This window comes from Bacillus sp. FSL K6-2944, assembly GCF_038005385.1.
Taxonomy (GTDB): Bacteria; Bacillota; Bacilli; order Bacillales; family Bacillaceae_G; genus Bacillus_A; species Bacillus_A cereus.
In genome coordinates, this window is record NZ_JBBOTE010000005.1 from 1 (window position 1) to 22,784 (window position 22,784).

Below are 22,784 nucleotides of genomic sequence, written 5' to 3' on the forward strand. Positions count from 1 at the left end.
GTCATTGGTTTTGAAGCTAAAAGATTCTATACTACTGGAGTGGTAAATACATATAGTGACGTCTGGGGGAACCTTATTTCTTCAAATCGGATTTCAGCTAGTACGCCGGTAGCAGTACCTGGTACTTCAGAATTAGATGGTGTAATCACACTAAGATTAGAAAGATAAAAAAGGTTAGCGAACTAAAACATTTAGTATAACAATATTATTTATCTAGTGAAAATGAGATATTAGAAGAGAAATCCATATTTCCCCTCATCTCATTACGTTTATGTAATAAATAGTATAATTGGGAGAGAGCATAACCTTCAAGAATACCCCTTTTTACTATTATTAGAAAAAGACCTACGGACTAGAGCAGCTACCCTGTCACTACAAAATAAAATAACAAATTGAACAGTGCCTTCCCACGATATATAATGATTATATACCATTCTTTTATTTGGTTATGGGGATGAGGGAATGATACAACTGTATATGACTCTTATTCCCCTCCTATAATTTCCACACAGGATATGTAAAAGGAGGCTTGTGTATATGATTTTCTTATATCGATTTGATGTACAGAAGAATCGCGTTCATTTTGTTTTAAATGAACAAATCGTTGCGGATATGCTCCCGCCATATGATGTCTTGTTGAGACCATTAGTAACATCTTTGGCTGAAACATTACAATTGTATTGCTCTTTAAGTAAGCAACCTACTTTGCTAACAAGTAACATACAAGACAGCGGTGAAATAGAAGTGATGTTAAATCAAGAATTGGGACAATGTATAGATGGATATACAAAAGACCGCATGATTTTGAAAAACGGCAAACGAATTGCGGATATTTTACTGGAAATTAGGAATGCTCATACTGTATATCACTAAGTCTATAGGACTAGTAAGATATATACTCCTTTTCAATCGAAGGATCCCATTTGAAAATAGATAATTGACGTTTTTCAAACCTCCGTAGGGGAAATGGACAGATGTCTGTTTCTCCTACTCCGTCAAAATGACATAGAAATATGAGTATGTTAAGCGTAAATGCTGAAGACAGGGGATGGATGAGAGTGGACAAATCATGGCCTAGTGATTCTACGCAGGTATTACAAGAAATAGATCAAAAGATGAGCCTCATCGAGTCTATCCTTCAACAAATTTTTGGGGATTGGCAGACAGAAGAAGTAGATGAGATCCATCAAATGATGATAGAAGTATCCCAATTGTTGCTCATCTTACAACAAGACCCCAAGGTGACATCCCTCGCAAAAGGATTAAGCCTACAACTCCAAAGTATACAGGAACAGTACAATCAATTGTTTAGTAGGAGAGAAATACAATTAAAAATTTCTAAATAATCAGACAATAACAAGTGGACATCCCTACACGAGATGCCTCTCTGTTATTGTCCCAAAATATGGCGTATATCCGACAGTTCCATATTCGTAAACTTCGCAATATCTTCGATATCCATGCCATTTTTATGCATGCTACGGATCAGTTGGATTTTTCCTTCTTGAATGCCTACTTCTTTTCCTTTTTCAATACCTTCTTCTATACCGACCTCACGAGCATGTGCTAATTTCGCTTGCTCGTCAAATAACACTTTTTCCCTTGCTTCATATGCGAGACGGAACGAACTGCTCTGACTCATATTTTCCCATTTGTGGATTGCCTTCTGTAACATTGGATCTTGCTTCATGGCGATATCCTCCAGCGTGTGGGTCAAATGTTCATCTTCATGCGCTGGTAGTAAAAGTAACCAACGAGCAAATTTATTTTCCCACGGATTAATTTTTTCTTCTCTCCATTGTCTTACTAGCTTTGGAATCTCAATGAAATGTATTTCTAGGTCCTCAAGTAACACTTCCTTATGTTGCCTGCTCCAAAATTGTCCGACGGTATGCATATCATCATAATGAGGAAAGAGCTGAAAGTCTAATAGATTGATGGCAATCGTTTTTCGCAAAGAGCGATAAGGCATCCCTTGTTCTAATTGAGATGTATATAATTTACTCCAATAATATAAGGAACGTTTCACAATTTCTTGTGTATTTCGTAACTGAATTTCAATATTGACTTTTGTCTCATCTTGAAGTGTCGCTAATATATCTAGTATGGATAATTTATCTTCTTCATATTCTTTATGGAGGTGTGGGTCTTCAATTTTTAAGGATACAATCGGTGTAGATAATGACTCCTGCAAGATTGCATTTAAGAAAGAAATCAGTAATTCCTCTTGTCCTTGTACACCAAATAATTGCTTAAAAGCAAAATCGACTCGTAAATTGACTAAAGGTTGATTCATAGCGTGAGTCACCTTTCTTCTTCTGTATGTCTTTTGTTATTCCCCTTTTTCGGGGAGATGGGCAAAGAATGTATATATCCATTGTAGCGGAGAAAAGGGGAAAGAAGCAACCCTTGTGAGTTTTTTATTGGTTTTTATTTTTAAAAACACTATGATACGTGAAATTTTAAACCATTCCCTAAAATTTTCACTATCCTTTATACGCCCCCTCGCGTTGTATATGTCGTTTTTTTCTTCGGGTATGTAAAATGTATTAACTCCTTCCTTCTGTGTTGTTAAAAAAGAATCTGAGTGTCCGTTTTTTTACCCTCCGTTAAAAACTGGATATTATGTCCATTTTTTAAACAAGAAGAACAATCAGATGAAATATATGGTGTACCACCTTTTTCAAAATTATATTATGTACAAAACTTATAAAAGTAGAGCCATATTTATATACGTATAAATAGTAGCCCTACTTTTCACACACACAGGTGCAACGGGAGGAACAGGAACCTCCCATATTATTATATATATGTTTCATAATGAAATGTAAGACTAAAATTTTCTTATTTTATATATTTTTCCTTATTTTTGTTCTCTTTCTCAAAAGCGCTAATGTTTCGTCTTCTTAACGTATAAAGAATTGGTTATTTTTGTTCAAATCGTGTCTAAACGTACAATTTTCCCAAAATGGTATGGTGAGATCTTATAGATAAACAATAGAATCACCCCATTTTTATTGCATGAACTTTGTTTGATACTAGTCATATTTTTTCTTTTTTACATAATTATGATTCAAACAACACACGCTACTATACATACCAATTCTTAACATAAGGAGTAGATATGAACGCTATTCTGAAACTCATTTTTATTGGGTCTCTTTTTTGTCTATTGTGTGCTTGTGCGGAACGAAGAGAAATCGAAGAATTAGGATTTGTTGTTGGCGCTGCCTATGATCAAGTACCGCAGTCAGCCATTAAAGGAACCTATCAAATGGTATTACCCAACACACTTAATAGCTCAGAGCGTGGAACAGCTACACAAAAAAATTTCATAAATTTAAGTTCTACAGGTGAAAGTATTTTTGCACATTTCCGCATGATTGCCAAAAGAATTAGTCGTCCTTTATTTTTTCCACATATACAAGTGATTATCTTTTCTGAAAAGGTATTACGAACACCCTATATGCTGCAAAATATTTTAGATGTATATACACGTGATGAGGCGATGCGAAGAAACATTCGGTTATTTGTATCAAAGGGGCGTGCAGAACCAATTTTAGCACAAAACGCAGGCCCTGAATATTTACCTGCTAAGTACGTTTGGATGTTATCGGAACATACGAAAAAAAACGCACAAATGGTGGAGAAAAAGCGAATTGGCGATATTCACAGTAAAATCATTGCAAAGAAAAGCTTTTTCCTTCCGGTTGTATTTCGAACAAAACAAGGAGTAGAATTAAGTGGTTCTGCCCTATTTAGGGGCAAGGATAATCGTTTAGTTTCCATGTTAAATGAAACGGATACAGCGGCTTTACAATATATAACTGACCCAAAAGTAAGGGGAATAATTTCCATTTGTTACTGTTCCTATGAACAAACAACGCATCACCTATGAATTTCACCGTGTACACCAGCGTACGGAACTCAATATTTCAAATCCCAGGTACCCTAAGTTCGATATATATGTAACAGTAGATGGAAAGGTTGCAGAGCTTCATCCATCCCTAAATCACCACTTTTCCATGGAACAGCTCAATCAGGTATTGGCAAAAAGCATGAAAAAACAACTACAAACTACGACGACGAAGCGTCTACAAAAACAATATAAATTAGATGTCATGGGAATTGGAGATAAGTATCAACGACAACACTTCAAAAAATGGAAAGAGATAGAGGATGATTGGGAGAATGGCAAACAATATTTCTCTACTTGTCAAATTCGTATTCACGTACAACCCCAGATTACACGATCTGAATCGACATTGCCCAAATAGCGCCGCCTCTATATAACACATCTATCAGGAAAGCATTTGTCGTTTATTTTTTATTTGGATAATATACCATATAGCGGGAGTTAAAAACAATGAAGATTAATCAGGCATATCAAGTATCTCCAATTTATATCTTCTTTTTGATACATAGTGCGCAATTTGGAGCTGGTGTACCGGGGTATTCTAGAATTATCGCAAAAAAAGCAGGATATGATGGCTGGATTGGAGTCGTACTGGCAGGGGTTTTTTTACATATTTTAATGTGGATGATGTATCGTATGCTCTCTTGGGTTAAAGGAAGCATTTTAAAACTTCAAACGTATATGTTTGGCGGATTTATCGGAACGTGTTTAAATTTCCTATTTCTCGTTTATTTCTTTATTGTAAGTACCTCTATCTTACGAACTTATATTGAAATCGTACAAGTATGGATGTTTCCTACTGCTTCTACTCTTATACTTGCGATTATTTTGTCTATTTTAGTATATTACATTATTTCATCAGGATTTCGGGTAATGACTGCAATCTGTATTGCCTCTATATTTGTATCCATATTTTATGCCGCTCTCTGTGTGTACTGTTTAGGATTATATGGGCATTGGGCGGATTTTACACCTATTTTGAATCATTCTTATTTGGATATTGCGGATGCGATGCACAAATCCGTTTATACGATGGCAGGTTCCGAAATCATTCTTATGATTTTTCCTTTTCTTCACACTCCTAAAGAATCTCATAAATTCGCACAATATGGTTTGCTGTTTTCGAATCTGTTATATGTCTTAACTTTTGTTTCTGCATTGGCATGTTTTAATGAAAAACAACTTTCGCATCTCATTTGGTCCCAACTGTCACTTTCTCAAGTGATTACATTTCCTTTCCTACAAAGGTTTGAAACCCTTATGGTATCAACATACGCTTGGCAGATGGTGACAAGTATCATTTTACCCCTTTGGGCTTGTACACGGGGTATGCGAGAAATAGCGGGGATTCGTCAAAGATATACGTTACTGATCTTGTTGGGTTTGAATATTATCATCGCCTGTTTGCTCCAAGATCGGCATAGTATTAATACATTTATTACACAAACTTCACATTTTACATTTTACTTAATTTATATCTATATTCCTATACTCTTTTTGTTGTTTTGTTTGAAGACACAATATCAAAAGAAAGAGAATACACTATAAGGATTCAATCTATATAGGGTGTTCTCAAGGAGTGGCTATGTACACTTCCCCACATTCAAATGGAAATTATTACATACTATCAAAATCTTTGTGCAAATATGAACGCAAGTGTGATGCACAAAACAACGAATGTTTCCTTTTTAACGTTTCTTCTTTTAATGGGAGACAAAAGGAGAACACAGTGTATGTACCGTATCTGCAAAAAAGCTTTATGGTCTATAAAAAAGAGAAAATAAACAATGGTACATTCCTTTAAACATCTATTCGGCCATCTCTTGTTTGAATACGTCCATTATTAACTCCACCTGAATGACATTCCTTTTCTCTTACTGTTGTTTTAGCATTTCTAATTCCAATAATTTTTCTTCATACATAAATGTTCAAGTCCACCATTAGATATCAAAAAATAACTCGGAACTTTTGTGCCGAGTTATTTTTTGATTGTATTTTAGGTATAAAAACTATTAGGGACTTTTTATTGTAATATATCGAACAAAATCATACGGCTATTTCTTATATGGACTGGATAAATAAACGGCTTTATTTGTCATCTTATAGGGGAACTGTATATTGGTGATACGCAGTTCCTTGATACTGTCTAAATTGATTATAAAAATCTAATTTTCTTTCTTGTACCCATCTTCCTGGCAAAACTTCCTTTTGCTTCATATAGGTTTGAATTACCCATCCTTGCAAAGAATCTGGGCGTATCAGATACTTCTCTCCAATATGAGGCGGTAATGCAACTGGGGCTGGTGCATCCATTGCACCTGGTGGTGCTAATCGATAATATACGTTTCCATTTTGTTGAAACATGTCTTGTAACTGTAAAAAGGTCGTTCCCATATATAGATATTCATCTTGTGTGCTATAGGTATGTTGTACATGTCGCTCATCAGCTTGTGCAGACATACCTGGTATAGAATGTATGGCTAACAGGATGAATAAACTACTACACCATTTTTTTCTTTTACTCATAAGAACCCTCCTATATTTTTCATTATGTAACAATTCAGAATAGAATGTAGTACATATAGTTTATTAGCTTACCTGTTTTACTTTCTGCAAAATAGGTAAGTGAACGAATAATGGGGTAATTCCAAGGTTTCCACAACAAAACTCTATGTGAATCATATAAAACGAGTAAAAAAGATGCAATCCTTTGAAGTTGAGAAATAAATTTATAAAAAAGAGGAGAAAACTAAAAAACAGTATGGATATACACTCCATACTGTACAAGAATAGCGATTCAAACCTTTTCTATTCTATTGTAACAAGCCCCTGATACCCACCTGATTGATTATCATAACTATATACATACAAATAATATTTCCCCGGTTGTGCCGTATACGTTTCAAATAATCGTTGTCCTTGAAACTTGGCATACGCTACTGGATTTTTTAAATCCTTTTCATGATATAGAATCCAATTCATTTGAATCTGATTTTGATTGGTAACCTCAATAGCCAATTTGGCTGGTGATTGCACATCTAATTGATAAATATCTAAGGAATTATTTGCATCAAAGTGACCTCTAAAATTTGTTCGAAAAGGTAGTGGCGTTGCCTCTTGAATGGATTCATTTGGTTCTTTGGATTCTACTATATTATTTGCAATGCCTTGAAAAACAATCTCACATTCTATTTGATTATTGGTATTGACTCGGTAGTTTGTAAAATAGGCTGTCACTGTTTTGTAGCCATTCCAAGATTTCGTAGATAACTGTTCCAGTATGGTATCTAATACAGTATTTAGATTTCTCCAATCGGACTCAACACCTGCTGTTTTCTTTCCTGTGTACGTACCTCGTAAGGTAAACGTATGAAAGAAGTCAGATTGTTGCTCTGTCATATTGGTGCTTTGAAGTGGTATGATTTGGGTGATTTCCTTTTGCACTTCCGTCAAAGACTTTGCTGTTGGTTGTTGTAAATACTCATCTGAAACAGTTGGAGCGGTATATTCATTTTGATGATCAATTAGCATCTGTATATAGTTTTGATACGCTGTATTGAGTGTCAGATTCTTACTTACTGTTTCACGATATTGATCATATTGTATCACTTGATTATTTTTTATGATATGGTGCAATTGAGAAAATAAATCCCACCGATTTTGATACAGATAGGACTGCAAGGCAAATGCATAATTATAGAACTCCCAACTTCCATATGTGGCGTATAACGTCTGCTGTAAAGTGTATCGATTCCAAGGATTCACCGCTAACTGTTGAACGATTGTTTTTCTTGGTACAACTTGATGGGTACGGGTAGATCCAGCAAAAAATTCTGCACCACCTTCTTCGAACCAAGTTAAACGCTCATTTTCATAGAGCTTCCCTTCACCAAATAACCCTGGAACGAGATAACGTCCTTGAAGATAGTGTGTATACTCATGACGAAATAACTCTTCTAAACTAAAGATACTATCCTGTGGCGTTCGCTCATACGTAAAGAAGGTTCCATCTTGTTCAATATACATCCCACCATTATTCGTGTCATACCCATATAATAAACGATTCAACCGATATTCTTCTGGATTATTATAAATCACCATCGTCAAAATATCATCGCGATGTCCTTGCTCTAATGGCGTATCTGCCCCCACCACACGATAAAATTGTGCTTGTACTTCTTTAGACGCCCAATAGAGTATTTTCACTTTCTCTTCCTTTACTTGTTGCCCAGTTTTGATAATCATGGATCCATTATCAAATGTGTAGGTTTTCGGTATATATTTTTTCTTACCTTCTTCTTGTATTTGTTTGTACTGAATGGGGATTCCCTTGAAGTCCTTTCCATTATATCTTTCATTGATTTGTTGAGCGGCAGTTAGATACGCTTCGCTTAAATAGGGATATACCTGTAATGCATTCGTAATCATTTGTAACCCCTTTTGTTGCGTAGTATGAAAGACACCGACTCTACTTGTGTAATAAATCCCATTATTAATCATCCATGCTGTATCGGCATTGACTTGACCATATAATGCTATCTTTCCAATTTCATCGATAAAAGCGTTTATTTCCCCATACCAAGGCGATTGGTTAGGTGATGTACCAGTTTGATACAAATACGTTTGAAGATCATGATCAATCCCACTTAAGAGACTGTATATGGCTGTTCCTTTTGAATATTCTTTCGCATACGCCTGTAAATTTTGATTAAATTGATTTAAAATCGGAACCGCTAACGACACGATTTCTGGATTACTTGAAGCGTTTCCAATTAAATTCCCATAAGCTGCCACGACTCGATCCTGTTCCATTGTTCCAAGTCGAAAAGCTGGATTACTTGCGATGGCTTTTAAAGCCGGTAAGCACGTATCATGAAACTTACGCTCATTGAGATAGGCAAGTTCTTTATAGTAATAACCTAAATAAAATCCTGAACGCAATACTTCTACTAACGTCTCTATCCCATTTGAATTTGTTGCAGTATACGTATTTCCTCTTTTTTCTAATACTTGAATTAAGAATTGGACACGATTTTGATCTTGATAGAATGCCAGAGAGTCTGTATTAAATTGAAATAAATCCGTAATGTCACTCCATCGGATTGTTGACAGTACTTGTTCAAGATTTGCATAGCTAAGTGCTTGTAATTGTGCCATCGTATATGTTTGTTGAGTGGCTGATGTAGCAGTGAGCGTTGCAAAGTTTAGTTTCTCATCAGGTGGTTGAATCGATTGGTCGATTTGAAATGGTGTAGGGAACAAATTTGAAGTATATAGATATGGCTTGTGAAAAGGTTTTTGGGACATATATTGTCGTTTTATTTTCGATGAATGTAAATGTAAATCATATGGGCTCGGATTAGATGGTGGTACCCATGCATTCCCAAGCATACCTTGCGCTACGCTACTAACCGGCCTAGATACAATTAATTTGCTAGAAACTTGTATAGAACTTGCCTGTACAACATGTACGGAACCTAACATCGTACAACACAACAACATGATCATAATCTTACCTATACGTTTCATCCAATTCCTCCATTTCAAAAATCAAAAATTCTAGTTGACTGTCACATGATGGTTTAGATTTTCTCATAGAGTATGGAAACCAAATGGTTTGACTATGGCAAGGATTCATGAAAAACACAAATAGTTTTCATAACTATTCCTCCATTCTTCTTTTTTGTCTTGTTGGGATTGTACCAATATAAAGGTATCTAACTTGTATGAGCTTTTGGCCTATCGTTTATTGGTTTAAAATCATCCCAACAGTACTTATATATATGGCAAATCATTTTTTTAACCTTTGCCAGTGTATTGAGAAATATATTCTATTTAAATGGCTAGATACTGTGTGTAATGAAAACATTCCTCTTATCATTTTCTCAACAAAAACACGAAACATCTATGATAGAATGGATATAGGATGGGCTAAGTCCGTATGTACATCTACAAAATCATATGTTATTAAAATTGAAGTGGTTATCAAGTCAAGGGGAAACACTCGTAAGAGTGTTTTTTCTTTGACCATTTTTGATTGTCATATATATTCGAATACGATAAAATACGTATAAATTCTTCTTCAGTTATGGAATACCAGGCATCTTTATAAAAAGATGCCTACGAAATAACCATAGTGGGCTACAATTTTTTCAAGTGTAGGATTTTAGGTTTTGCTGCAAAGTGTGAAAAAACATAAACTCATTTGCAAAATATGGTTAACGTTTAAGGGAGTCTGAATAATTACTGTGCATGCAATTAAAAAAAATTCTTACGAAATGCTATTTGTAATAGTTTAGCTTATACAATTTTAGGGGATTAATATCATTTTGTGCCATTATTATTAACCTAATTTCCAAGAAATAGAGGTGAATGTAGGATGACTAAACCTTTTAAAAAAAGTAGTCGTTATATGGCTGGGTTGGACAGTCTAAGGGGCCTAGCTATACTAGGTGTTATGTTGTATCATATTAATTTTAATTGGATGCCTGGAGGATTTTTAGGAGTTACTGTATTTTTTGTGCTTTCAGGTTATTTAATTACAGATATTCTAGCGATGGAGTGGAAAAGAAATAAGAGAATTGATTTTAAAAAATTCTGGCTTAGTAGGGCAAGGAGATTACTTCCAGGAATGCTTGTTATGCTCGTTATAACGTTGGCATGGATTACGATTTTTCATAGCTCTTTACTTGAAAAAATGCGCGGAGATTCATTAGCGGCATTATTTTATGTAAGTAACTGGTGGTATATTTATCATAAAGTATCGTACTTTGATAATTTTAACCAGCTTTATCCCTTGAATCATTTTTGGTCGTTAGCAGTTGAGGAACAATTCTATGTTGTTTGGCCGTTTATCATTAGTTTAGGGCTTTACTACACAAAAAAACAATCCCGTATGATTTTATTAATTTGTCTAGGAGCCCTTGCTTCAGCTGTAGCGATGGCAACTTTGTATGAACCTGGAACTGATCCGAGCAGAATATATTATGGGACAGATACGAGGGCCTTTTCCTTACTTATCGGAGCGGTACTTGCCCTAGTTTGGCCAAGCAAGAGGCTTGCAAATAAAATTATTCCAAAGGCACGTTTTATTCTTGACGTCGTGGGAGGAATTGCACTTATTATTATTTTGGTTATGTTTTGGAAGACCAATCAATATGATCCATTTCTATACAAGGGAGGAATGGTCCTCTTATCCATTGCAACAGCATTGTTAGTGGCAAATCTAGCTCATCCAGCTAGCCGTATTGCTCAATTTTTACGATTTAGACCTTTACGTTGGATCGGGATAAGATCGTATGGCATATACCTCTGGCATTATCCAATTCTTACATTAACGACTCCAAAGGCAAATGCCGGGGATTTTTCACTAATACGAGCACTCCTTCAATTTCTTCTCATTATATTGATTGCGCAAATTTCATGGAAGTTTATTGAAAAACCAATCCGACAAGGTGCGCTCCAGAATATTCAGTTTAGGAACTTAAGATTTCAACATTTCACTTTAGGTGTTAAGTTAGCTTTAATTTGTACATTATCCGTTTCGTCGATAGCCGTCGTAGGGTTATCCAAAGCTAGTAAGGCTAAGGAACATTCTCAACACGATAAGGGGGCGGCAGCACAAACACAATCGGCGCCACATCCAGTTGCAGTTTGGGAAAATCCAAATCAAGAGACGTCTCAAAAACAAGGGGAATCCAGAGAAGTACATTCTGCGCAATCTAAAAATTCACTCACGGTTACTGCGATAGGCGATTCCGTTATGATTGATATTACTCCGTATTTAAAAAATACTTTTCCTGATATTAGGATTGATGCGCAAATTGGTCGCCAGCTGTCAAAAGCGATTCCGGTAGTTGAACAGTTAAAATATGAAGGGAATTTAGGAAACTATGTCATTATTGGATTAGGTACAAATGGAGCCTTTACTACTGAGCAACTTGTCTCATTAATAAAAGTAATTGGAAACGAACGTAAAATCATATTTATTAATACGAGAGTACCACGTCCATGGGAATCAATCGTGAATGAGAGACTGAAAGTTACGGCATCTGAATACCCGAATGTAACTCTAGTTGATTGGTATGCAGCAAGTGCTGGAAAGAAAGACTACTTTGCACCTGACGGTGTGCATTTAACCAAAATAGGTGCAGAAGCATACGCAGCACTTGTAGCCAAAGCAGTGAAGTAATAATGAAATATGTTTTAATAATTTTTGGTTCCACCACATCGCTATTAAGCTAACAAGTTCTGTTGCAAAGTTCGAAAAAGTATACGATAATTCACAAAATCTGGTTAGATTTTAAGTAACTACTCAGCTTCTTCAAATAAAAAAACAGGCCAAATACATGTTTCCGATTCGAAAACATGAAAAGAAAATACTCCAATCAGAGAAAGAATCTATGCCAAATAGAGAAATTCTCTTATGAAGTCGTGTTATTCCAAGGAACCGTTCTAGTTTCTATGACTTGGTTTATCGCTTGTAAGACCGATTGTTTTTGTTTTTTCATGGTACTCATAAAGCTTCGTATCTGACAAAAAGATTCTGCGCCTTTCTTACTTCGGAAAGTCCCAGACACTTTCTGTTTTACTTTCGTCATCCGAATATCCCGTTCTGCTTGATTGTTATCAAATGGAATGGCTGGATGTTCTAAAAACGCTAGAATTCTGTCAGAATACTTGACGAAGCGATTCCATAAATTTTGAGAAGGCGTCTGCTTTCCTTTCTTCTTTTGTTTCGTGGAAAGAATCTGTTGTTCTTTCAATATGGATTGATACATAATAAACAGATTCTTTTGCGTCGCTTTTGGCATGGTACCTTCGGATTGCTTTTTCATCGTCAACGCTTGCGTTAGAAATTTCTGCATCTGTTGTGCCCATTGTTCTCCAGTACTATCTATAATTCCTTGTAAATCTCGTAAGAGATGGGCATTACATAAAACGTGACGACAATCTGTATACGCATCATACGATTTCCAACCATCATGCATCGCAATTCCAGAAAAAGATGGCAAGATTTCTCCAGCATCCATTGCTTCTTTTCCACGTTTTTGATGAATATGTTGCAATGTCACCTCCGGTGTACTGGCAGTATGTAACCATTGTGTTTTGTTTTCTACACGCATACCAGTTTCATCAAAATGGACAACAGGAGACTGCAGAATCTTTTCCTTTACTTCTTTTATGAATGGCTGCAATTGAGAAGCGAAAGCCTGTGTATGATTTACCAGGGTTCCTTCGCTTATAGAATGTCCAAAACAATCCTGAAAGAATTCTTTTGTTCGCTTCAAAGAAATGCATTGATAATGCGTTAAATAGGGAATCAGTCTTTTTATATTTGGACCATATTGAACAGGACGAGATACTGTCGAAGGAAATTGGGCTTCTTGGATAGAATGGCAATGTGGGCATTCTTTCTGTTCTACTTTATGTTCTGTCACTTCGATCTGAATAGGTGGTAAGTCATACACTTGGCGAATGCGATACCCTTTTACAGGCTCGTGGTTCAAGGAAGTATGACAACAAGTACAATATGTAGGAGAATGTGTAATCGTATGATCTGGAGTCGCTGTCAAACCAAGAGTATGTCCCTTGTGGCCCAACTGGCCACCCGTTTGACGATGAGACGGTTTGCGCAAACTTTTTGTAACGGGCTTACCCAAACCATCTGTAGAAGGTGGCTTATGACTATTTTTGGAGTTTTTTTTTGAAGCATTTTCTAGTTCTTGTATACGTTTTTCTAACTTAGAAAATGTTTCTTCAAATAAAGAAATAACAGCTTCAGGTCCTTTTTTATATGTATCTAAAATAATTTTTCGATCGACCATAAGATTCACCTCCCCTGTTTGATATACTCAGTATTTACAAATGGGAGGCATATGAAACTAGTAAAATTTAAAAAAGACACCGAAAGGTGGCTGAGTAGTTACAAACTTTTGTTGAAAAATTTGCCACAGAAGCTTTTTTATTTTGGGCCTTTTATCAATAGCCTTACAAATATGTAAGGCTACTGTAAGGGGAGTCGATATTTTACTGTATGTTGTATAGGCTATAATTACAATGCATATTCACATCATAATGGCGAAAGGAAGATAGCGATATGTTAAAAGTGTTAAGTGTCCTTGGAATAATGGGAATTCTTTTCAAATGCAGACTTCGCATTGGAGAAGAATCCCTACAAGAAGGGGTGAGGGAAATAACATGAAAACCATACTAGAAGGAACACAGATAAAAAAAGTATACAGTACAGGTGGAACTACATTTAAAGCGTTAAAGGGAGTCGATTTACAGATTCAAGAGGGCGAATTCGTTGGTATTATGGGACCTTCTGGATCCGGTAAAACGACTCTTTTAAATGTTCTTTCTACTATTGATCAGGCAACAAGTGGCGAAATCTTAATTAATGGAAAAAATATTGTAAAAATGAATGATGATACACTAGCATTGTTCCGGCGGAACCATTTAGGATTCATTTTTCAAGACTATAACTTATTAGATACACTTACGGTGAAAGAGAATATTGCATTACCTCTAGCATTATCTAAAGTAAAGGCGACTAAAATTAATCGACGTATACTTGAAATAGCGAAAAAGTTTGGTATTGATCATATTTTACATCAGTTCCCCTATCAAGTGTCTGGTAGGCAAAAACAACGCTGTGCTGCATCTCGTGACCCAAGTATGATTTTTGCAAATGAGCCAACAGGGGCACTAGACTCGAAATCAGCCACAGATTTATTAGAAAGTATACAAGCATTGAATGAACAAGACAGTGCCACCATTTTATTGGTCACTCATGATGCATTTGCGGCTAGTTATTGTAAACGCGTCATCTTCATTAAAGATGGCGAAATATATAAAGAATTGTTCCGTGAATCCCTCAGTCATCAACCATTTTTTCAACAAGTCGTCAACATCATGTCGGAGGTCTCTGGAGGTATGGTAGATGACATTATTTAGTATGGCTATTCGGAATCTACAGCGGAATTTCAAAGGACACTTTGTATACGTTGCGTCCATGATTTTTAGTATTATGATTTATTTCGTATTCAAAACATTGCAATATAGCTCACAAGTTGAACAAGCAACCAGTGCCGGAATACGAATCGGTCAAGGAATAGGAGAACTTTTCAAAATTTCCAGCGTTGTGCTCATCATTTTTGTAGCTATATTCATGATTTATTCAAATGAATTTTTCATCAGAAAGCGAAAAAAGGAAGTGGGCTTATACTCTTTGTTAGGCATTCGTAAAAAACAAATTGCGCGCATGTTATTTGTTGAGAACATGCTGATGAGTTTGTTTGCTTTACTCATCGGTATCGGTATTGGGGGCTTACTGTCAAAGGGATTTCTCCAATTACTAGCACACGTAACAGGACTTGAATTGAATATGCATATGGAGATGCCATTAGCAGCGATTATGGATACAGCCATTATTTTCTTGTTGATTATGAGTTATACTTCATTACAAGGTTATCGTGTCATATATCGTTTTCCCTTAATTGAATTGTTTTCTGCAGAACGTCAGGGTGAGGCTATGCCAAATGGTTCTATACCTAAAGCGATATGTTCCATCTTCTTAATCAGTTCAGGCTATTTTTTTGCATTAATGTTTATGAAAACGGTACAACATACAGGACTGGGTGCTACAGCTGCTCTCCCCATTGCGCTATACATCTTACTGGCCACTGTGCTGGGTACATTTTTACTGTTTCAGTTCTTTACTGTATTTGTTTTACAAAAAGTGAGAAATAAGAAGTCTTCTTTTTATAATGGCATACATATCATTACTACTTCCCAGCTATTGTATCGGATGAAAGGGAATGCGAAATCACTCGCGGCTATTACAATACTTAGTGCGGTTACACTCACAGCCGTGAATAATGCTTGTATCATGTATTATAATACTTTTAAAAACGCGAAAGATAATGCCCCGTACAGTTATTCTTATGAAAAACAGGGTGAGGCGTTAGATGCGAAAGTGAATACAATTTTAGAGGAAGAAAAACAAATCCATCCAGTCATGAAACAATTTGAACTCGAAATGATTCCTTGGAAGGGAGACTCAAAAGAACCATATCACTTGATGTCTGTATCCTCGTTTAACAAGATTGCGAAATTAGAAAAGAAGTCTTTGCTTACATTAGCTAAGGATGAAGCATTTGTAATTGAGGGAAATACAAGTGTGGATCCATCGCGTACAGAGCATTATTTTACCAATAGAAAAGATACACTCACGTTCCATCAAGAAAAACACGAAGTAACGATTAAAGGCGCAACGGTACAGCGTATCACAAATTTAGGGGAATTAGTACTTGTGATACCGGATCAATTATATAACCAAGCAAAGCAGGTAGGCGAATTACGCATTGTAAAAAATATGAGTGTAAAAGATGAGAATGATAGTGCTGTGTTGACAGAGAAATTACAGAAAATCATGCCAATGCCAGTAACAGATCCTATCTCATCGGGCCCTGAACTTCTGAATTTTGAAAGTTTTTACATGCAATATCACATGGGACTTATGATGAATGGCTTATTCATCTTTTGTGGTTTCTTCTTAGGACTTGTTTTTTTACTGGCCACAGGTTCTATTATTTACTTTAAACAAGTAGCAGAAGCTCATGCAGATCGTGAACGATATACGATACTTCAAAAGATCGGGGTTACAAAAATAGAAGTGAAAAGAACGATTGCAAAACAAATGGGTTTTATCTTCAGCATGCCCTTGTTTGTAGGGATTTGTCATAGCATAGTAGCTACTTTAGGAGTAAAAGAAGTATTAGGATCTTCTCTACTAGGCGGAAATCCTATGTTTTTCACACCATTAATCATTAGTACAGGGGTGTATAGTTTGATCTATGTTATCTATTATTTTTTAACTGTTCATTCTTATTATAAGATTGTGAGCGTAAAGGAATAGGGATACAATAACTATCCTAACCATACAATTTTAAATATTTGGAGGCATTTCATGAAAAAATATATAACAGTTCTCGGTTTTGTACTCATGTTAAGTGTATTTTCGGTTGGATGTCACAGTATTAAAAAATGGGGAACAGATTCTTATTACGTACAAATTACAACAGATGGACAATTACAAGATAATCACCGTTACGAGTATAGGTTACAGGGATTTAATGAGAAAGGTACAGAAAAAGAAATGGTATTTGATGCAGAGAGAAAACTTAAAAAAGATGCTTTTTTAAAAGTGTATTACGATAAAGATAAGGGCGTAAAAACGTGGGAAGAAGTAAAAAAAGATAACATTCCAGAAAAAGCAAAAATAAACTTAGGTGTACAATAATACTCTCTAAGATCTACAAGGAACACTCATGATGTAAGAAATACCATACGCTTCTTTCTTTATGGAAGGAGCGTATTTTTTGCGCAGTTGAATATATGTAAGGGAGGATGTTCTTTATCAATTGAAATACGTCTCATCCAATTTCAAAAATACATGTGTATATTTTTCCCTCCAAAATATACAAGAAATAGATACTAACACCCATTACCGATTCCCTACGTAAATACGGAATCGGTAAAATGTGTCCAAATTGTGTCCAAACGTACAATTTTCCCGAAATGGTATGGTGAGGCCATGCCCATCAACTTAAGGCTTTTTACTACCCCAAAGTACAAAAAAACGTTATTCTTTCTTAATAATCTATGAGAAAGGGTGACGTTTTTTATGAATCTCTTGCTTCAAGAGGAGTTACAACCATTTGCAGAAGAATTACAGCGCTATATCACACCTGATTTTTTGGAAGAACTAGCAAGAGAGATGAAATTTGTAAAAAGAAAACGCAAATTTTCAGGGGCAGATTTAGCTACCATTTGTATTTGGATTAGCCAAAGGGTGGCCAGTGATTCTTTAGTCCGATTATGTAGTAGGCTTCATGCAGTTACAGGTACTGTACTTAGACCGGAGGGCTTAAATAAACGATTTAATGAAAAATCAGTGTTATTTTTAAAACATATCTTTTCTTTGTTATTACAACAAAAAATCTGTGAACAGACTCACATTTCTAATCAACTTCTTGCTCATTTTCAACGCATTCGCATCATGGATGCCACCATGTTTCAGGTACCTAATACGTTGGAGCATATATACCCTGGTTCAGGTGGATGTGCGCAAACAGCTGGAATCAAAATTCAATTAGAATATGATTTACATAGTGGACAATTTCTTAATTTTCAAGTGGGGCCTGGAAAAAATAATGATAAAACATTCGGCACAGAATGTTTAGATACGTTACGACCAGGCGATTTATGTATTCGTGATTTAGGGTATTTTTCATTAGAGGATTTAGATCAAATGGATCAACGGGGAACATATTTTATTTCACGCTTAAAGTTAAATTCAAATGTATATATCAAAAATCCTAATCCTACATTTTTTCATAATGGTGCACTCAAAAAACAGACAGAATATGTAAAAATCAACTTGCAAATGATGATGGAGCGCTTGTTACCTGGTGAAACTTATGAAGTAGGTAATGTTTATGTAGGAGATCAAAAAGTTTTGTTTGCCCGACTCGTTCTGTATCGTCTAACAGAAAAACAATTACGAGAACGACGAAAAAAACAAATGGAAAGTGAAAAGAAAAAAGGAAAACCATATTCGAAAAAAAGTAAAATATTATCTGGGTTGAATGTATATGTAACTAACACTCCGTGGGAGTGGGTTTCGATGAAGCAAGTCCATGAACTATACTCTTTACGTTGGCAGATAGAAATAGTTTTTAAAACGTGGAAATCATTGTTTCATATAGATCATTGTCGCACGGTTAAACAAGAACGAATAGAGTGCCATTTATACGGGAAACTGATTGCTATTTTCTTATGTTCTTCTACCATGTTTAAAATGCGCCAACTTTTGTTACAGAAGAAGCAAAAAGAATTAAGTGAATATAAAGCGATTGGAATGATTCAAGATCACCTATTTCTCCTCTATCAAGCCATACAAAACACCCAAGAGATAACAAAGCTTTTAATCCGCCTGTTCCACCTTCTAGAGAAAAACGGACGGAAATCTCATCGATATGAGAAGAAAACGGTCTTTGATATCATGGGTGTTCATTATGAGTATAATATAGCTAGGGAACAAAAGAAAGCTGCATAATTTTAAAAATAAAACTCGTTAGAGTTTATTTAGTATGCGGATTTTCAAGAATAATCAATCTGTTGAACAGTTTGTAACCCTTTTGAAGGGAATTTCATTTTATTTGTTCTCTTAAGTTGATGGGCATGTGGCGGTACCCCTGATTACAAAAATCAGTAACCTTATAACTGGCAAACTGAGATCCTTGATCACTATGAAATAGGATTCTTTTTTGACTTTCATAAGCTTGTTTAACTTGCTGAATTGTGTCTTTTACTAATTGAGCATCCTGGTGAGTATCCAACGAATAACCAAGCACCCGACGGGTGCTAATATCTAATGCGGCACAAAAATATACTTTCATCCCATTCATTAAACGAAATTCTGTGATATCACATACAACAGTCGGAACGTCTTTCTTGCCAGGTTTAAAGGATCGCTCTAATACATTTGGAAATGTATGATGTTCGTGCTTTCTTTTCTTATAATAGGTGACAACTTTTGACTTTAATCCAGCTTCACATAAAGCTTGTCTCACTTGAAATAAGCTCACCATTACGTTTTTATTTACAAGGTAACGGTACAGTTTTCGATAGCCCATTCTACCTTTTAAACATTTAAATTGCATGACAACATAAGCCGCTGTCTTTTTACGTTTTTTCTGATTTTCAGTGGGCTTACGATGAGTATAATCGTAAAAACCACTAACAGAAACTTGTAATCGATGGCAAAGCCAGCGCACTCCAAATATGTGATGATATTGCCTGATAAATTGAAAGCGTGTTAGTTTTGGTTGCTGGCAAAGAAGGTTGCCGCCTTTTTTAAAAATTCATTTTCCTTTTTTAAAGCCTGGATTTCTCTCCGCAAAGAACGTAGTTCTTCCATATCAGATTTCTCATTATCCAAAAATGGGGAAGAATATTTCTTTATCCATGCATTTAAGGTCCCGTTTCCTAGGTCAAATTCTCTTTGAATACTCGAAATTGTACGCCCTTCTTTAACCACCAATTCTACACATTGTTTTTTAAACATTTCATCATACTGTTTTTTCATCTGAAACACCTCTTATATAGAATAATTTATCCCTATACTGTGTTCCAGTTTTACTGTACCACCTTATTTAACGAAAGGACTTTCTTCTTATCAATACGAACAACTAGATACATTACTTTATACTCATGAAGAGAACAAAAGTTCACTTTTATCCTGGTTACGTCAACCACCGGGGGTTATAGCGCTTAAAAATTTCCATGAAATTTTGGATCGATTAGAGTTTATTCAAAGTTTAGATTTACCTTTAGATAATGGGAAAGAAATTCATCAGAATAGATTATTACAAATGGTCCGTGAGGGCTCTCGTTATTCTATACAACATTTATCTAGGTTTAATGAGAGGAAACGATATGCAACGATCATGGCATTCCTTATCCATATCTATGCTTTTTTAACTGATCAAGGTTTAGATATGTTTGCAAAACTAATGGGACGAATGTTTAACCGTGGAGAAAATAAACATAATAAACTATTTCAAAAGGATGGGAAATCAATAAATGAAAAAGTTAGACTTTATGTCGAAATAGGAAAAGCATTAATTGAAGCAAAAGAATTAGAAACAGATCCTTTCGAAGCTGTACAATCTATTATATCTTGGGAGAAATTTATCCACTCTGTACATGAGGCTGAAAGCTTAGCTAGACCAATAGAATTTGATTATCTAGATTTGCTCGATAATCATTATGGACATTTTCGTAAAATGGCTCCGCGTTTACTCAATAGATATGTGTTTAAAGCTTCTTCAACCAGCCAAACTGTATTACAAGCATTAGAAATATTAAAAGAAGCCAATCAATCTGGAAAACGAAAAATACCTGATAATGTACCGACCGATTTTATAAAGTCTAAATGGATGAAATATGTGTACCAAGACGATAAAATAAATCGACATTACTATGAATTTAGTGTGTTTTCAGAGTTATTGAATACCCTTCGTTCTGGTGATATGTGGGTAAAAGGCAGCAAGCAATATAAAGATTTTGAAGAGTATCTTTTACCACCCCATACTTGGCAGCACATGAAGCAAACACAACAAATCCCCCTGGAATTTACAGAGGATGTAGAGAAATATTTAAACAAACGCTTTGAACAATTAGATATAGAGCTTTCAAAAGTCAATTGTTTACTTGCAAATCAAGATTTGCACGGTGTAACGATATATGGAGGTAAAATACAAGTCGCTTCTCTAAAAAAGATGGTTCCAGAAGATGTAGAAGAAATTACTCGGCTTGTGTATGACTTATTGCCGCGTATTAAATTAACAGATTTATTAGTAGAAGTAGATACTTGGACACAGTTTAGCAAACACTTTGTTCATCTTCACACTCAAAAGGCTCCAAAAGAAAAATCAATTTTATTTGCGGCTATCTTATCAGATGGAATTAATTTAGGATTAAGTAAAATGGCTGATGCTTGTCCAAATATCTCATATTCTCAGCTAGCTTGGATAGCAGATTGGTATATAAGAGATGAAAGCTATACGAAAGCACTTGGAGATATTGCAAATTTTCATCATAAACAACCCTTTTCTTCCTATTGGGGAGAGGGCACTACTTCATCTTCAGATGGACAATTTTTTCGTGCCGGTGGGACTTCCAGTCCCCTAGCACAAGTAAATGGTAAGTATGGTCATGACCCAGGATTAAGTTTTTATACACATATATCAGATCAATATCATCCATTTTATGTCCAAGTTATTAGTTCCTCAGAAGAGGCACCACATATTATTGATGGGCTACTGTATCATGAAACAGATTTGCAAATTGAAGAACATTATACAGATGCCGCGGGTTTTGTTGATCATATATTTGGAATGTGCCATATGTTAGGGTTTCGCTTTTCACCACGAATTAAAACGATTGATAATCATAAAATATATACATTATCTGTTCCAACAATATATGACCATATTAACTTCATGGTTGGCGGAACAATTCAGGTAAAGAAAATACGTGAAAATTGGGATGAAATATTACGTTTAGTTAGCTCTATACGACAAGGAACCGTTACAGCTTCCCTGATTTTAAAAAAATTATCATCTTACCCTAGACAGAATAGTTTATCTATCGCACTTCGTGAAATCGGCCGAATAGAAAGAAGTTTATATATGTTAAAGTGGATACAAGATCCTGAACACAGAAGAAAAGTTCAGGTTGAATTAAATAAAGGCGAAAGTAAAAATTCTTTGGCTAGAGCTGTATTTTTTAATCAATTAGGAGAAATTCGTGACCGATCCTATGAAGATCAATTGCATCGTGCAAGTGGACTTCAACTCATTATTTCTGCGATTGTAACTTGGAATTCTATCTATATCTCTCGTGCAATTGAAACGTTACGGAATAATGGTATTCATATTCCAGAGGAATATATTCAGCACATCTCTCCATTAGGTTGGGAACATATCGCACTTACAGGAGATTATATTTGGAATTTAAATCAAGAATTGAATTTTGAAAACTTACGGCCACTACGGAAAAATAGAATAAAACAAAAATAAAAACACAGGGAAAATTATTTTCTCTGTGTTTTTACCCCTTAATAATATGTAAAAATATTCCTTAACGTACAATTTTCTTTTTTCGGTCGTGTGACCCCTATTGGTCCATTCACACTCCCATATTTGGTAATATGATAGATACTCTTATAGGCCATTATTATCTATATGCAACCAATCTCTTTTAGAACCCCCTAAAAGAGATTGGTACAAACTTA

Annotated in this window: 17 protein-coding genes; 11 read left to right on the forward strand and 6 right to left on the reverse strand. The window is 35.3% G+C overall.

All coding sequences use genetic code 11. From position 1 onward, the window contains the following. The first annotated feature begins 537 nt into the window (after positions 1 to 537). Both MHH55_RS32525 and MHH55_RS32530 read left to right on the forward strand, forming a co-directional pair. Positions 538 to 873: a hypothetical protein gene (locus tag MHH55_RS32525; RefSeq protein ID WP_176116654.1), complete on the forward strand. Its 336-nt coding sequence runs from the start codon at positions 538 to 540 to the stop codon at positions 871 to 873. 179 nt (positions 874 to 1,052) lie between these two features. After that, positions 1,053 to 1,346 (forward strand): hypothetical protein, encoded by a 294-nt coding sequence (locus tag MHH55_RS32530; protein WP_078187503.1) that lies wholly within the window; start codon positions 1,053 to 1,055, stop codon positions 1,344 to 1,346. A gap of 44 nt (positions 1,347 to 1,390) precedes the next feature. Here MHH55_RS32530 and MHH55_RS32535 read toward each other — a convergent pair whose 3' ends face one another. Then, entirely contained in the window at positions 1,391 to 2,296 is a 906-nt protein-coding gene (locus MHH55_RS32535) for an Rpn family recombination-promoting nuclease/putative transposase (protein ID WP_233936926.1), read from the reverse strand. An 828-nt stretch (positions 2,297 to 3,124) separates the two neighbouring features. On the opposite strand from MHH55_RS32535, the gene MHH55_RS32540 reads away from it, so the two are divergent. From MHH55_RS32540 to MHH55_RS32550, 3 genes are all read left to right on the forward strand, one after another. Beyond that, positions 3,125 to 3,898 carry a Ger(x)C family spore germination protein gene (locus MHH55_RS32540; RefSeq protein WP_340882238.1) on the forward strand — a complete coding sequence of 258 codons (774 nt, stop codon included), beginning with the start codon at positions 3,125 to 3,127 and terminating at the stop codon, positions 3,896 to 3,898. Further along, positions 3,873 to 4,277 (forward strand): Ger(x)C family spore germination C-terminal domain-containing protein, encoded by a 405-nt coding sequence (locus tag MHH55_RS32545; protein ID WP_340882240.1) that lies wholly within the window; start codon positions 3,873 to 3,875, stop codon positions 4,275 to 4,277. The genes MHH55_RS32540 and MHH55_RS32545 overlap by 26 nt, the downstream gene beginning before the upstream one ends. Before the next feature lie 89 nt (positions 4,278 to 4,366). Next, positions 4,367 to 5,464: a GerAB/ArcD/ProY family transporter gene (locus MHH55_RS32550; RefSeq protein ID WP_078187505.1), complete on the forward strand. Its 1,098-nt coding sequence runs from the start codon at positions 4,367 to 4,369 to the stop codon at positions 5,462 to 5,464. Positions 5,465 to 6,016: 552 nt separating this feature from the next. Here the strand turns inward: MHH55_RS32550 and MHH55_RS32555 are convergent. Both MHH55_RS32555 and MHH55_RS32560 read right to left on the reverse strand, forming a co-directional pair. After that, a complete protein-coding gene (locus tag MHH55_RS32555) occupies positions 6,017 to 6,442 on the reverse strand; it encodes a hypothetical protein (protein WP_078187506.1) in 426 nt (141 codons plus the stop codon). Between the two features lie 282 nt (positions 6,443 to 6,724). Next, a complete protein-coding gene (locus MHH55_RS32560) occupies positions 6,725 to 9,445 on the reverse strand; it encodes a collagenase (RefSeq protein ID WP_078187507.1) in 2,721 nt (906 codons plus the stop codon). Positions 9,446 to 10,295: 850 nt separating this feature from the next. Here MHH55_RS32560 and MHH55_RS32565 point away from each other — a divergent pair. Then, the gene (locus MHH55_RS32565) at positions 10,296 to 12,107 is read left to right on the forward strand and encodes an acyltransferase family protein (RefSeq protein WP_078187508.1); all 1,812 of its coding nucleotides are present in this window, start codon (positions 10,296 to 10,298) and stop codon (positions 12,105 to 12,107) included. A 232-nt stretch (positions 12,108 to 12,339) separates the two neighbouring features. Here the strand turns inward: MHH55_RS32565 and tnpC are convergent, their stop codons facing one another. Further along, positions 12,340 to 13,743 (reverse strand): IS66 family transposase, encoded by a 1,404-nt coding sequence (gene tnpC, locus MHH55_RS32570; RefSeq protein ID WP_100910632.1) that lies wholly within the window; start codon positions 13,741 to 13,743, stop codon positions 12,340 to 12,342. 373 nt (positions 13,744 to 14,116) lie between these two features. Between tnpC and MHH55_RS32575 the strand changes: the two genes are divergently transcribed. The 4 genes from MHH55_RS32575 (at position 14,117) to MHH55_RS32590 (ending at position 19,040) form a co-directional block, all read left to right on the forward strand. Next, positions 14,117 to 14,875, forward strand: a complete 759-nt coding sequence (locus tag MHH55_RS32575; protein WP_078188053.1) for an ABC transporter ATP-binding protein — start codon at positions 14,117 to 14,119, stop codon at positions 14,873 to 14,875. Next, the gene (locus MHH55_RS32580) at positions 14,862 to 16,838 is read left to right on the forward strand and encodes an FtsX-like permease family protein (protein ID WP_078188052.1); all 1,977 of its coding nucleotides are present in this window, start codon (positions 14,862 to 14,864) and stop codon (positions 16,836 to 16,838) included. Before MHH55_RS32575 ends, MHH55_RS32580 begins: the two co-directional genes overlap by 14 nt. Before the next feature lie 51 nt (positions 16,839 to 16,889). Continuing rightward, positions 16,890 to 17,222, forward strand: a complete 333-nt coding sequence (locus MHH55_RS32585; RefSeq protein WP_078188051.1) for a YxeA family protein — start codon at positions 16,890 to 16,892, stop codon at positions 17,220 to 17,222. Between the two features lie 384 nt (positions 17,223 to 17,606). Continuing rightward, on the forward strand, positions 17,607 to 19,040 hold the full coding sequence (locus tag MHH55_RS32590; RefSeq protein WP_340882244.1) for an IS4 family transposase: 1,434 nt from the start codon (positions 17,607 to 17,609) through the stop codon (positions 19,038 to 19,040). Between the two features lie 94 nt (positions 19,041 to 19,134). Here MHH55_RS32590 and MHH55_RS32595 read toward each other — a convergent pair whose 3' ends face one another. After that, positions 19,135 to 19,557, reverse strand: coding sequence for a DDE-type integrase/transposase/recombinase (locus tag MHH55_RS32595; protein WP_233936925.1), 423 nt, complete (start codon positions 19,555 to 19,557; stop codon positions 19,135 to 19,137). A gap of 245 nt (positions 19,558 to 19,802) precedes the next feature. Then, positions 19,803 to 20,072, reverse strand: coding sequence for a transposase (locus MHH55_RS32600; RefSeq protein ID WP_098139883.1), 270 nt, complete (start codon positions 20,070 to 20,072; stop codon positions 19,803 to 19,805). Between the two features lie 37 nt (positions 20,073 to 20,109). Here MHH55_RS32600 and MHH55_RS32605 point away from each other — a divergent pair, with 37 nt between their 5' ends. Then, positions 20,110 to 22,569 carry a Tn3 family transposase gene (locus tag MHH55_RS32605; protein ID WP_438284859.1) on the forward strand — a complete coding sequence of 820 codons (2,460 nt, stop codon included), beginning with the start codon at positions 20,110 to 20,112 and terminating at the stop codon, positions 22,567 to 22,569. Positions 22,570 to 22,784: the final 215 nt, after the last annotated feature.